The organism is Chryseobacterium takakiae, from assembly GCF_900129385.1.
Classification (GTDB): domain Bacteria; phylum Bacteroidota; class Bacteroidia; order Flavobacteriales; family Weeksellaceae; genus Chryseobacterium; species Chryseobacterium takakiae.
Genome location: NZ_FQVO01000016.1, coordinates 20,032 through 32,869, shown reverse-complemented (window position 1 = coordinate 32,869; position 12,838 = coordinate 20,032). Strand labels below are relative to the sequence as shown.

17 protein-coding genes are annotated in these 12,838 nt (G+C 38.3%); 8 read left to right on the top strand and 9 right to left on the bottom strand.

What is annotated here, in order from left to right; genetic code table 11:
* Positions 1 to 61: 61 nt before the first annotated feature.
* The 9 genes from BUA76_RS19120 to mobA form a co-directional block, all read right to left on the bottom strand.
* On the bottom strand, positions 62 to 388 hold the full coding sequence (locus tag BUA76_RS19120; protein WP_143149937.1) for a DUF6660 family protein: 327 nt from the start codon (positions 386 to 388) through the stop codon (positions 62 to 64).
* 58 nt (positions 389 to 446) lie between these two features.
* A complete protein-coding gene (locus tag BUA76_RS16705) occupies positions 447 to 854 on the bottom strand; it encodes a Fur family transcriptional regulator (protein WP_072885931.1) in 408 nt (135 codons plus the stop codon).
* Positions 855 to 860: 6 nt separating this feature from the next.
* Positions 861 to 1,199: a hypothetical protein gene (locus BUA76_RS16700; RefSeq protein WP_072885930.1), complete on the bottom strand. Its 339-nt coding sequence runs from the start codon at positions 1,197 to 1,199 to the stop codon at positions 861 to 863.
* A gap of 69 nt (positions 1,200 to 1,268) precedes the next feature.
* Positions 1,269 to 1,478 carry a GDCCVxC domain-containing (seleno)protein gene (locus BUA76_RS19410; RefSeq protein WP_072885929.1) on the bottom strand — a complete coding sequence of 70 codons (210 nt, stop codon included), beginning with the start codon at positions 1,476 to 1,478 and terminating at the stop codon, positions 1,269 to 1,271.
* Entirely contained in the window at positions 1,478 to 2,080 is a 603-nt protein-coding gene (gene merTP, locus BUA76_RS16690; RefSeq protein ID WP_072885928.1) for a mercuric transport protein MerTP, read from the bottom strand. The genes BUA76_RS19410 and merTP overlap by 1 nt, the downstream gene beginning before the upstream one ends.
* Positions 2,077 to 2,451 carry an ArsR/SmtB family transcription factor gene (locus BUA76_RS16685; protein ID WP_072885927.1) on the bottom strand — a complete coding sequence of 125 codons (375 nt, stop codon included), beginning with the start codon at positions 2,449 to 2,451 and terminating at the stop codon, positions 2,077 to 2,079. Before BUA76_RS16685 ends, merTP begins: the two co-directional genes overlap by 4 nt.
* Positions 2,452 to 2,541: 90 nt before the next feature.
* Complete coding sequence (mobC, locus tag BUA76_RS16680) at positions 2,542 to 4,542, bottom strand: conjugal transfer protein MobC (protein WP_072885926.1); 2,001 nt, start codon at positions 4,540 to 4,542, stop codon at positions 2,542 to 2,544.
* A 101-nt stretch (positions 4,543 to 4,643) separates the two neighbouring features.
* Positions 4,644 to 5,930 carry a conjugal transfer protein MobB gene (mobB, locus tag BUA76_RS16675; RefSeq protein ID WP_072885925.1) on the bottom strand — a complete coding sequence of 429 codons (1,287 nt, stop codon included), beginning with the start codon at positions 5,928 to 5,930 and terminating at the stop codon, positions 4,644 to 4,646.
* A 7-nt stretch (positions 5,931 to 5,937) separates the two neighbouring features.
* Positions 5,938 to 6,369: a conjugal transfer protein MobA gene (gene mobA / locus BUA76_RS16670; protein ID WP_072885924.1), complete on the bottom strand. Its 432-nt coding sequence runs from the start codon at positions 6,367 to 6,369 to the stop codon at positions 5,938 to 5,940.
* A 359-nt stretch (positions 6,370 to 6,728) separates the two neighbouring features.
* Between mobA and BUA76_RS19115 the strand changes: the two genes are divergently transcribed.
* The 8 genes from BUA76_RS19115 to BUA76_RS16635 all read left to right on the top strand — a co-directional run bounded on the left by BUA76_RS19115 (position 6,729) and on the right by BUA76_RS16635 (position 12,643).
* On the top strand, positions 6,729 to 6,911 hold the full coding sequence (locus BUA76_RS19115) for a hypothetical protein (RefSeq protein WP_143149936.1): 183 nt from the start codon (positions 6,729 to 6,731) through the stop codon (positions 6,909 to 6,911).
* Positions 6,911 to 7,099: a hypothetical protein gene (locus tag BUA76_RS19110; protein ID WP_123842502.1), complete on the top strand. Its 189-nt coding sequence runs from the start codon at positions 6,911 to 6,913 to the stop codon at positions 7,097 to 7,099. Before BUA76_RS19115 ends, BUA76_RS19110 begins: the two co-directional genes overlap by 1 nt.
* Before the next feature lie 34 nt (positions 7,100 to 7,133).
* Complete coding sequence (locus tag BUA76_RS16660) at positions 7,134 to 7,901, top strand: ParA family protein (RefSeq protein WP_013632629.1); 768 nt, start codon at positions 7,134 to 7,136, stop codon at positions 7,899 to 7,901.
* 4 nt (positions 7,902 to 7,905) lie between these two features.
* Complete coding sequence (locus BUA76_RS16655) at positions 7,906 to 8,355, top strand: DUF3408 domain-containing protein (protein WP_031504351.1); 450 nt, start codon at positions 7,906 to 7,908, stop codon at positions 8,353 to 8,355.
* An 11-nt stretch (positions 8,356 to 8,366) separates the two neighbouring features.
* Complete coding sequence (locus BUA76_RS16650) at positions 8,367 to 9,002, top strand: conjugal transfer protein TraD (protein WP_072885922.1); 636 nt, start codon at positions 8,367 to 8,369, stop codon at positions 9,000 to 9,002.
* 158 nt (positions 9,003 to 9,160) lie between these two features.
* Positions 9,161 to 9,454, top strand: coding sequence for a helix-turn-helix domain-containing protein (locus BUA76_RS16645; protein ID WP_072885921.1), 294 nt, complete (start codon positions 9,161 to 9,163; stop codon positions 9,452 to 9,454).
* A gap of 4 nt (positions 9,455 to 9,458) precedes the next feature.
* Positions 9,459 to 11,750 (top strand): Piwi domain-containing protein, encoded by a 2,292-nt coding sequence (locus tag BUA76_RS16640; protein ID WP_072885920.1) that lies wholly within the window; start codon positions 9,459 to 9,461, stop codon positions 11,748 to 11,750.
* Entirely contained in the window at positions 11,738 to 12,643 is a 906-nt protein-coding gene (locus BUA76_RS16635) for a hypothetical protein (protein ID WP_072885919.1), read from the top strand. Before BUA76_RS16640 ends, BUA76_RS16635 begins: the two co-directional genes overlap by 13 nt.
* Positions 12,644 to 12,838: the final 195 nt, after the last annotated feature.

Below are 12,838 nucleotides of genomic sequence, written 5' to 3'. Positions count from 1 at the left end.
GGAGCATCATCAGTTAAGGCTAAACATCAGCCATCAACAGCATTTGGAAAATCTGTAAAAATTAAACATTAAACTTGGGTGGGTTCCAGATATTTCCTTGGTAGCGGGAAATTAAGATGTAATCACGGATTGTGATTTTTTTAGTAACGAAAGCAAGTTTAGGTTGCTTGATTTCAAAAGGCTTGAAATTAAAAGACCCGATGCTTACACTGCAACAACTGCAATAGCAAAAAGGACTACAATTGTCGTCGCTATCCTGGTTATGGTCGTGAGATTGGGCGGTTTCAAATTTAGGAACGGTATCTTCACACTGATTGCTTGCATCGCTGCAAGGCAACGCTGCGAGTACCATCAGGTAAAAAGTCCATATTGTGAGAAACCATTTCATTAGGGTACAAATATAGAAAAATAATTTGTGCAATCGGATTGCAAAGTTTCAGATTATTTTAATTGCATCTGTCACACCTTCCTTTAAGCACCAAATTGATACCTTCTAATTTGAAGTTTAGAGGAATATTGATGTTGGGAATTTCTGCATCTGTAAGGCAAAAAGTTCGTTTGCATTGTGAGCAATGGAAATGCGTGTGCTGCTCCGAAGGATTACAACTGCAGCCGGATTGGCAAAGTACATATTTTACAACACCCGTTCCATCATCGATTGTATGGATAAGTTTGTGCTCTAAAAATGTTTTTAAAGTTCTAAACAAAGTGACATTATCTGCATTTTCGAACTGTTCTGCCAATTCTTTATGACTGATGGCGTATTGTTGCTGCATCAATTTTTCTGCCACCAACAAGCGCATTGCGGTAGGTTTTATATTTCTTTGTTGTAAAACATTTTCTAATTCAGTCATTCTAATTCAAATTTCTATTGTCCAATCATCCTTGTCATCTTCGTTAACTGCTATTTGCTCTATGATGCTGTTCGATACACTGTCGGAGTACGTGCCATAGCCATTTACGAAAATCCCTTTTGCTCCGTCTTTTTGGTTTCTCATCGCATACAAGATAGCTTCATCTTCCAAGTCATTCAGTCCTGTAAAACGATAAATTTTATCAATAACTATGTCACTTAAATTGACCTTTTCGCCTCCTATTTTGTATGAGATATTTTCTTCCAATAGGTTAAAATCTTCGGTATAACCTCTTAGTCTTAATATTTCAATTACCTCTGATAATGTTTTTTCTGTTGATAGCATAAGTATTCTTCTTAAATTTTTGAAAATATTTTTTGAAAAAACTGAACATTTTTTTCTCTTAATTGGTTTCTAATAGCAACATTTTTTATCCTGTTGTATTGGTGGACAGGGAATACTTCCATAACTACAATACACACAACAATCGCCTTTTAATGGTTTTAAGCGTGTCTTACAGTTTTCACATTCATAGAAATATTGACAAGCATCTGTTGGCATTGTTTCCTCTTTTTTGTATCCACAGTTTGGGCAAGTTAATACTGATTGTAATTTAATTTCCATTATGATATAATTTTACTTTTTAGTGATTTGTATCCTGTCGAATTGATACCTTTTTCTATTTCTGTGATACTTGTTTGTTTACTATCAAACTTGACAATAGCATTACCTTTCTCATAAGAAACCACAATTTCCACAATTCCATTTAGTTTGCTAACTTCTGTTTTAATGTGATGTTCACAACCTGAACAAGTCATTCCTTTAATTGTAAACTCAACTTTCTGAATTTTGGAAGTTTGTGTAATAATTGTTTTACTTTCGGTCTTTGGAAAAAAGATTTGAGCATAAAGCGGAAATGATAAAAGTAAAGCCGCCATAGCGGTAAAAATCCCTAAAAATGATTTCGTTTTCATAAAATTTGTTTTTTCAGTTATTTCACAGTTGCAGTCAATTTTCTTTTGTGGTTTCAACTTTTGATACCAAGCAAAACCAAGCACTAAAATTGTTAAACCGATAAAATATGGTCGGAAAGGTTCGAGCCAAGAAAAAGTTGAAGCAAGTCCGCTTGTTCCTGCTATTAGAGCCAACACAGGTGTAATGCAACACAATGAAGCTGCAATTGCTGTCAAAAGTCCAGTCCCGATTAGTTTGTTGTCCGTTTTCACATTGTTTCTAAAATTTTGTTATCATCAAGTATTTTAAAAAATGGTTTCAGCATTTTTTCATACTCTTTGGTCAATGAATAAAAAATGGTTTGTGCCTCTCTTTCGGTTTCAATAAGCTTTCGGTCTTTGAGTTTTCGCAAATGCTGAGAAATTGCTGAAATTGTCATACCAAGAATATCGCTTAAATCACAAACACAAAGTCGTTTTTCTTCATAAAAAAGAAACAGAATTTTCAACCTTACATTGTTTCCTGCCAATTCAAGTCCGTTAGACAAACAGTCAAACGAGCCGTGTAGTTCTAAAACTCGTTCTTTACAGCGATTAATTTGTTTAATGTCTGCCTTTTGTCTTATGCACGAAGTATTATCCATAGTGCAAATATAGTAAATTTCATTATTTAAGCAATTGCTAAAATAAAAATTAAAGACAACTCCAATTATGCAATAAAAAATTGAAACAAATTACGCTTGCTGTATCAAATGCTGTAAGTTCGGGTCATTTTTGATGCGCTCCATTTCACTTACAACAATATTAAGGATGTCTGATTTTATCTGTTTGTAATTGCTTTCGATTTCCTGCTTCATTTTATCCTCGCCCTGCTCATTTACAAAAGAAAGGATTTGCGGTATTTGCTGATAGGCTTTGGTTTCGGCAGCTACCTTTTCATTATCCACCACAATTTCGGCGTGAAATATTTTTTGCTCAATGCGTTCATCGAAGTTATCCGATACAGAACCGACAAACATACCCTGTGTAAGCGTTGAAATTTTTGATGCAGGAATAAGGCTGTCTAACTGTGTGGAGATAGAGGTTGATTTATCGTTGCGGTTAATGGTCATACTCTGGCGTTTCTGCAATACTTTTCCGAAGCGTTCCGAAAGACTTTTTGCCGTTTCTCCAACCACCTGACCACTGAATATATTACCGACGGTGTTCTGTATTACCTTGCTTTCTTTGTCGCCGTAATCCCTCGTTAATTGCGAGAAATCCTGAAAGCCCAAACATACCGCTACCTTGTTACTTCTCGCCGTTGCAATGAGGTTATCCAGTCCCCTGAAATAAATTGTGGGCAACTCATCTATGATAACGGAACTCTTTAATTGTCCTTTTTTATTAATCAGTTTTACAATCCTCGAATTGTATAAACCCAAAGCTGCGGAATAAATATTTTGACGGTCGGGATTATTACCCACGCACAAAATTTTCGGCTCTTTCGGATTATTGATGTCAAGCGTAAAATCATCGCCTGTCATTACCCAGTATAGTTGCGGGCTAATCATTCTTGACAATGGAATTTTTGCTGATGCTATCTGACCTTGTAACTGGTCTTGTGCGCCACCTTGCCACGCATCCATAAAAGGTGATAGGTAGTTTTCCAAATCAGGATATGAGGTTAAAATTGTGAACACGTCTGAATACTTTTTATTCAGCAATTCAATAGCGTGAGGGAACGTACAATACTTGCCATCCTCATAGATTTTCAGATACCAAATAATGGCAGCCAAAAGAATAATTGGGCTTTCCACGAAAAAATCCCCTTGCTTCTGTATCCACGACCTGTTGAGGTTTAGCATTATGGTATAAGCTGCTTCGTAAGCATCTGAAATGTCCGTCATAAAGTCAGGATTGAGTGGATTGCAACGGTGGCTCTTGCGTGGGTCGTCGAAATTTATCACGTAAAATTTAGGCTGAACTTTGTACTTATCCCTGTGCTTCAGTAAATGATTGTAGGCAATGGTGGAAAGGTCGTCAAACTTGAAATCGTAGATGTACATACTAAAGCCTTTCTCTATCTGCTGCTTGATGTAGTTATTTACGATGGCATAAGATTTACCGGAACCCGGAGTACCCAACACGATTGATGCCCTGAAAGGATTGACAATGTTTATCCAACCGTTGTTCCATTTGCCTTTGTAGTAAAATTTGGTGGGCAGATTGACGGAATACTCATTTTCCATCAGTTTGGTTTCCTGCTGAAAGCTCTCGTTCTCGTTATTGAAAACATCATCCATCAGGTTAGTACGGAGCAAACGGCTCATCCATACACCTGCCATCAGCAAGGCGATATAACCTAATGAGATAGTAAGCATATACAGGAATGTGCCTGTTGCCGGAGATAGCTTTAGCAATGGAGTGTTCAGAAAGAACAGCACAAAACCCACGCCCAAAGCCACGTAAATTTTAGACCAGGTTATCTTCTCATTTTTTACGCCCTTTGTTCCTAAACAGCTTAAAGCCAGTAAGACCAAAGCAAATGCTTTGGTATAAAGGGTATGTGAAAACAAGCCCGCCGTCCGGTCGAAATTGCCTAATATCTTGTTGATTACTTCCAACGTCCAACCACGTTCTAAAAAGAAACCGTAGCAGAACCAATAAAGGTGCATCAGCACCAAAAGAATACTGACTGCCCGCATAAAAGCCATTATCTTGGCAAGCCCTCTTAAATCGTCTTCTCCCTGCATTATTTTAAGTTTTAATGTTCGGGCGTGAATTTAAAGGCTCTATGCAGTGGCGATAAGAATTTGGCAGCCAGCGGCGTTCTGTGGCAGTGTTTGGCTAAATATTACTTCTGACCTCTTTGGCGTTTGCGCTTCTTCTTCATCTTATTGGCAAAGTCCTGTTCTTCGTAATCGTCGCCCTGGACTTCAGGCAATAAGCCGCCCAGTGCTTCAATCAAACCGTCTTCGCGTTTGTCCGTAGTTAAGAAGTCGAACAAATGGTGTGGTTCTTCCGCAGGAAGATCCGCATCATTTGATGTGGATAGTTTAGGTTGTAAAACGGCAGGTTCCTTAATATCCGGTTTGATGTTATTGTTCCAATAATCATTAAAGGTATTGGCAGAAAGTTCCGTTGCTAAACGTGAACCGTTCCAAACTGCTTTGGAATTGTGGTCAATAAATGAGATACCATAAATACGCCCTGTATCGTTCCGGCGCACCACAACGTTAATACCCTGTTCCACTAACTGCTTTTTAAATGCCTGTTCATCACTCGTGGTTTTCAGGGCAATGGTAACGGCAGATTTTAGGGTCTGTTTGGTCGGGCTGTCTTTCAAAGCCGTTTTGCATTTCGCAAAATGCAATTCCAAAGCCGGAAGCCCTGCGCTCTTTCCGAACAGCGAAGCCTTGAACGGATGCCCGGCTCTTTCGCCTTTTTCATTTAGCGGAATATATAGTAAGCCCTGCTTCATCTTTCCCTGCAATTCGCCCTCGATTTTCTCGGCGGTAATATTGAACAGGGAAAGCAGGGCATTGTATTCGCCCAAAGTTTGGTACTGGTAATAATTCGGCAGATGGCGAACGACCGAAGCGATTTGGCTCTTAACATCGCCTGCCCAATAATCTACCGGACGGAAAACCTTATCAGTTTGGTTGCGCTCCTTGTCTGTTGCGGGTATCAATCCGTGTTGTCTTTCCAGTTCACGGCATACATTCATAGACCGCATTTTCTCGAATTTATCCGAAATCTTTTTGCCCTGCTCGTCCACGCAAACCGATACAATGTGTATATGGCTACGGTCTATATCCGTGTGTTTGAACACCACAAAAGGCTGTTCGCCGTAACCCATTTCACGCATATATTGTTCTGCCATTTCCCTAAATTTGTCATCGCTTACCTTGTCGTTCGGGTCAGGATTGAGTGAAATATGCAACGTATGTTTCTCGGTATTGCGGTTGGCTATCAGGTAAGGCGCTAAAGACTGGGCTAATTGTGCCACGGAATAATGACCGCTTGCGGTTTCAATCATCTTATTGGCAAACAAAATCTGCCCGTTTTCATTCTCTACTTTAAGCTGATTGTATGCCAATGCCCCGTATAAATTTGCACTTCTTCCAATTTTTGCTATCACTTCTATATTATTTTTTTAGGTATTCTTCCTCAAATTTTTCGGTAATCTGAATGATTTTTTGACACAGCATTGCCATTTCAGCCGTCTGTTTTTCCAGTTTATACAGGAACGCTGCGGCTTTTTTCTCGGAAAAATTCTTGTACAGCAGCTTTACAATTTGGTTATAGTTCACACCTATGGAACGGAACTGGCTGTGAAAAGAGGTCAGCCGCATATAAAAATCAACCGTTCCCTTGTCAATCTGAATGGTCTTTATGGTCTTGTCAAAGATGCAGGACGTTATAAAGTGCGCTTTTACCTGCATACCTGATTTATCAAAAAGGGCAAGAAAACGGGCGTGTTCCTGCTCGTTAAAGGAAATCGTATAGCGAATGGTCGCCGGGTCTTCTTTGGGGCGGCGTCCTGTCTTTTTCAATTGCTTTTTGTTGTTATCGTTCATCACTAATCCATTTTAAAATCCATACAAAACCCTGACTTCGGAAGGTGTTTTCTGCCCCCTGCAAAGGGCAAGTTGTTTTGAGCATCGGAAATCATTCCGAGATGCTCAAAACACAACTTGCCGTGTTCCGGTGAACACAAAAATCCGCCCTGCGGGACGGATTGAATGTAACAGGGAAAAACGGCTCGTTGCCGTTCCCGTTACCCCCTGATATGTCAAAAGACTTTTGCATAAATCCGTTAATAAAAATCACAATACAAAGTAAAGCCCTGTTTACGATAGCGTTGCACTGTGACACAGTGCCAAATGCTGCCTCTGAACGCCAAACACTGCCACCGCTATACAACCGATTGAATTTGATGAGTTCTTTGCCCCTGAATGTTGACAGGCAGGCAGGCAGCCCGTGCTTCAGGACGAGCAGACGGCATACATTCAAGATGGCAGGTTATCCTGCCTGCAAGATTGCAGGAATGCAAGAAACCAAGAGCGCAGGAATGACGGAAAGCGTGACAGCCTGCTATCAGACAATCAAGCCTGCGTGATGGATAGAATGACGGACGGAACGAATGCAAGAACGCAATCACGCCTGATAGGATGCCTGAATGAAAGCATTGCTGCTGTACAGCAGGAAAGCAGGCAATCAGCAATTCCCGCAGGCAAGCCTGATAGCTATCCTGCAAGAAAGACAGCACGAAATCAGGACTGCACGGCTGAAAGCCTGCAAGACTGAAAACAGTAAGATGTAAACTTTAAATTTTAAAAATATGGACACAAGAAAGAAACCTCTGTTTGTCGCTTTTTCTTCTCAAAAAGGCGGTGTTGGCAAAAGCACATTTACCACGCTTGTCGCCAGTACGATGCACTATCGGTTGGGCTACAACGTAGCCGTTTTTGATGCGGATTTTCCGCAGCACAGCCTGATGAAAATGAAAACCCGTGATTTGGCAATGGTAATGGAAAATGAGGCGTTGAAAAAACTGGCATATAAGCAGTTTACCACCATCAATAAAAAAGCCTATCCCATTATGCAGCACAAAGCGGATAGCGTACTCGATGCGGCGCACGAATTTGTAAACACTTCCCCTGTTCCGCTTGATGTGCTGTTCTTCGACCTGCCCGGAACCGTGAACACGCCCGGAATTCTGAAAGCATTGGCAGGTATGCACCACATCTTTACGCCTATCACGGCAGACCGTGTGGTAATGGAAAGTACGCTCATCTTCACACAGCTTTTACAGGATGTAATTATGAAAAAAGGCGAAACTTCCATACAAAGCATTAACCTGTTTTGGAACCAGGTGGACGGCAGGGAAAGCACGCCCTTATATGACGTGTATAATCAGCTTATCGGGCAACTGGGGTTAAGCCTGATGCAAAGCCAAATCAAGAACAGCACCCGTTTTCGCAAGGAAAGTGAAGTGGACAGCAAAACAGTTTTCCGTTCTACGATAATGCCACCCGATGAGCGTTTGATGAAAGCCTGCCAGTTAGACCTGTTCATCAGCGAATTTTTAAACATCATTCAATCGTAGTGCTATGGAAAAAGATAATAAAAGAAAAGTCACGCCGGACATTAACGAGGAAATGATGATGAACCTGATGGTGGACGGCGTTAAAAAGGACGGCTTACAGCTACCGCCCGAACCTGCTGAAGAGCAGGTAAAGGAAGCGGCAAAAGACGAGGTGCAGCAGGAAGAATTACCACAAAGCAAGCCTGCACAGCGGGAAAGGAACCGCACAAAGAAAAATCTTGACGGAAGCTACGGCGAACATTTTTTGAAAACCCACTCGATGACGAAGCGGGGCGATAAAAGTATTTATATCCGGCAGGAATACCACGAACGGCTATCCCGTATTGTACAGGTCATTGGTAAAGATGCCATACCCCTGTATGCCTATCTTGACAACATACTGGAACATCATTTTGAACTGTTTGAAAAAGCCATTACCGATGATTTCAACGAAAAGTTTAAACCCATTTTTTAAAGCATCTGATTATGGAAATAGTAATTGTGATTTGCCTGCTCGTCGTCATTGTCCTGCTTTTGCAGGATAAGATTTTCATTCATAAAAGGTCGGAGCAGAAGCCCACGCAGGAAAAAGTTAACCCGAACCTGCCCGATATTATGGGGCAGCCCAAGCCAGTAAAAAGCCATTCCCTGCCAAACACTGCCAATGAAAGCCAAATAACGGAACCGGAGATAAACCCTGATAATTTAGACATTGAATACGACGAAAACGAAAACGTCAGCATTCAAATTCCGCAGGAAGAACTGGACGAAGTTTTCAGCAATATGCCTGATTTGGAGGAAGAGGAAGAAGAATGGAACAGGTACGGAATATCCGGTGGCGATAACGGTTTTGCCCAAGGGGTTACCTACGACGAACTAAGCTCCGTAGGGGCGTTGCTCCAAAAAGAGAATTTGGAACAGGCTCAAAAGGAAACAGCGGTAGCCATAGTTCAGAAATTACAGGGAACCGAATTATTCAGCTTACTGGAAAATTCCATTGAGGGTGCTTCCCGAAAAATTGCCGAGCTTTTGGATAGCAAACTTTCATCTGAAAGCGATGACGGTTCTTCCACCTTGCGGAAAAGTGATTTGGATGATTTTGACATTGGGGAGTTTGTGTGAAATATCTACTCTTTTCTTAAACGTCGTATAGTAGATGCTTTATAAGGACAAAAGGAAATATTTATTATCCTTTTGTCCTTTTTATTTTCTATAATCTTTACTAACCAAAAAGTTAATAAAATTTCATTAAATTTGACATAAAGTGACAAGTCATTGAAATGGAACTCCAAAACTTCGGAATAATAGTTAGGAAACTAAGAGAAAAGAAAGGGCTGCTGCTAAGACAAGTTGCTGCTATTTTAGAAATAGACACGGCTCTTATTAGTAAAATTGAAAGAGGTGAAAGAAAAGCTAACCGAGAGCAAGTTGCCAAATTAGCAGAAGTCTTAGATGTAGAGGTGGATGAACTTTTAGTTATTTGGCTTTCGGACAAGATTGTGGAAATTTTGGAAGAAGAACCGTTGGCATACAAGGCACTTAAAAAGTCAGAAAAACGAATACAAAAGAAGTAATGATATGCAACTAAACTACTTTCCAATTAAGTTTGAGTTTGAAGAATACCAGATTAAGACAGAACCTTATTCAGAAGAACGGCTTAAAGAGCTAAGGGCATTATATAATGCAACTCATTCTTTTTTTAGGAATGGTGACTATATCTATATATCAAACAAAGAAGGAGAAGATACAATCCTGACAGGAGAAATTATACCTAAGAGAATATTTGATGATAGTCAGGTTACCGCTTCGTTGATTAAACATCTTTTTTTCAGGACATTCAAAGAAAGATTTCCGAACTATATTCCGGTGGATTTTTATCCATTCCGTTTTTTTTCTGCACAAGCTAAAGATGATATTATTTACAATGCACTACCGGAAAATCTTAGGAAGCGTATCGCATATAAAAAACTGATTGAGGTTCAATTACGTCTAACTGAGATAAATGGAATTAAACAATTTGGTTTTCTTATCAATATAAAACGTAATTGGGTATTTAACAAATCTTGTTTAGAACTGCATTCAGAAGGCTATAACTTAATAGGTGTTGATGTTCTGTATGCGGAGATACTTCCAGGTTTAACAGAAGTTCTCGCACCTAATGAAGAACTATTAGGAGTAATTGCTGAAATAGTTGATGATAAGGCGAGAATTGAGACTAACGAAGGAATTAAGGAATACCCTCTCAACCAATTATTCATCAAGAAATCCAAATATAATATAGGTAACTATTTATCATTTGCTATTTCACAACAGAAAAGTGATGAAATAATGAACCTTATTGAGAGTAAACGTTCCGATATTTACAATACAAAAGCGTTGTACGATGAAATTTTAAAAATATCAAACCATTTATTTTGCGAAAATGCAGCCCCCATTTTATTTCACAATAAAGATGGCTTTTGTTTTACAGTTAACAGCCAACCGTTATCGGTATCAAATAGTATTGAGCTAAAAACTCCCACTTTTATTTTTGACCCCGCAGCAACTAAAACAAATAGTTCTAATCCAGACTTAGGCTTGTCAAATTATGGACCATATGATAGTTCAATTTTTGACATTAAAAGTCCTAACGTGCTTTGTATTTGTAATAGAAATAATAGGGGCAATTTCACAAAGTTTCTCTCGAATTTGAAAGATGGGATACCTCAATCTCGATATTTTCAAAAAGGACTTCAGAAAAAATACGATTTGCAGGATGTGATACTTAATATAAGGGAAATACAGGCTTATAGCATTGATGAATATCTAAATGTTATCAGTGGTTATGATGAAAACAAACCGCATTTGGCAATTATAGAAATCCCTGCAAGCTTTAAACGTCAAGCAGATTTAGCAAACCCTTATTACCGAATTAAAGCTAAGCTTTTATCATTAGAAATTCCTGTACAGTTTGTTACATCTGAGATAATAGGTAATCATAACGAATATATTCTTAATTCGGTTGCTCTTCAGATTTACGCTAAACTTGGGGGAACTCCGTGGGTTCTTCCTTCTCAACGCTCCGTTGATAAAGAAATAATTATTGGTATTGGTCATAGTTGGTTGAGAAAAAATCAATATGCCGGTGCTGAACAGAACCGAGTTGTGGGTATCACAACATTTATGTCAAGTGATGGTCAATATCTACTTGGAGATAAAGTTAAAGACGTTCCATTTGAGGGCTATTTTGAAGAGTTATTAAAAAGTTTAAAGCAATCAATTATAAGACTTTCCACCGAACAAGGATGGTCTGATGGAGATACGGTTAGGCTAATTTTTCATATCTTCAAGCCCATCAAAAACACTGAATTTGATGTTATTAGTCAGTTGGTTCGTGATATTACCCAATACAAGATTAAGTTTGCGTTCGTTACGATAAGTACTGTTCATCCAACAATGCTGTTTGATATAAGCCAATCTGGAATATCTAAATACGGTAGTAATGTGATAAAAGGACAATATATACCAAATAGAGGGAGTAACGTTGTTCTTGACGAGAAAACTTGTATCGTGCAAATGTTTGGGGCAAATGAATTGAAAACAGCCAAACAAGGTATAAGTAAGCCAGTCCTAATAAATATCAGAACGCCACAAGGAAATTATAATAGTAGTGATTTAAATGATTTGCTGTTCTATGATTTAGGATATATTACCCAACAGATTTTTTCATTCACGTACTTGTCCTGGAGGAGTTTTTTACCTGGCGAAGAGCCTGCGACAATGAAATACTCTAATCTCATTTCAAAGCTTTTGGGGAAAATGAGAAATATTCCAAATTGGGATGCTGATAACTTAAACTATGGTCTAAAAAGAAAGAAATGGTTCCTTTAGAAGAAAGAATAGGTTATTTGGCAAGAGTGAGTGAGAATGCCAAGCTTTCAGCTTTCAATGATTTCTTATCTGGAAAAGTTTACATTACTGCTTCAGGTCAAAACTCCAATGAAAGCGAAGAAATCTTTTATGGTTTAATAGATGCTATTTTATCAAACAATAAACTGAATTTTGAAAGTTACTATAATAAAAAAAATAAGAGTAAGCCGAGCAAAGGTTCTCCAGCACCATTTGTTAATGATGATTTCTTAATCTTTTCCTTAATATCAGGTATAGTAAAATTTAATTTAGATAAAACTTGGATAAAAGATATTGTTTCTATCAGGAACAGAAACTCTATAACAATAACATTTGAAAATATATTAAATGAAAATTATTATAGTACAAGTAATCTACCGGAAATAGTTTTTATGTTTATAAGCATAAATGGTCAGTCTTTAATGACTAATGATTTTGTAGGTTTCACATACACAAGAATTACCGGAAATGTAAAATTATTTGAGAACAGAAGTGACTTTCAAATCCTATGTTCACTTAAAGCTTACGATACGATATTCTTACTGAAAGACGTTCCTGACAAAAAAGAGGTTGATCTCTTAAAGAAATTTAATGCAAATTTTATTAATCGAATTAAGTATATATCTTGGATAGTTCAGGCAATGCTATTTGGACTGTTGGTTTATGCAATTCTTAAACTTCCAAATTATAGTCCAGAGTCTATAAAATTTATAGATAAGTATAATTATGCATTTACAATTTTTGGAGCATTAGGACTTAGCTTTTTAGGAAATGTAATACCTGTAATTAGGAATACATCTCAAAAGATAATTATGCAGCTATTTGGATATCCTAAAGAAATGCTAAATGACCTAAAAATTAGTAACAACTCATAATGTGATTGTTTTCTGAAATTAATAAGTAATATTTGAAAGGGCATCAGTTAACTGATGCCCTTTTGCTTTAACAGCCACTCACAGCCAAACACTTCCTTTGACTGCCACTTTACGGTAACGCCTCTTTTTCCATAAGACATTTGTCCCGAAAGCTCGCAAAGTGCGGGATAAACAGTAACAAATTAATGTGTTTCA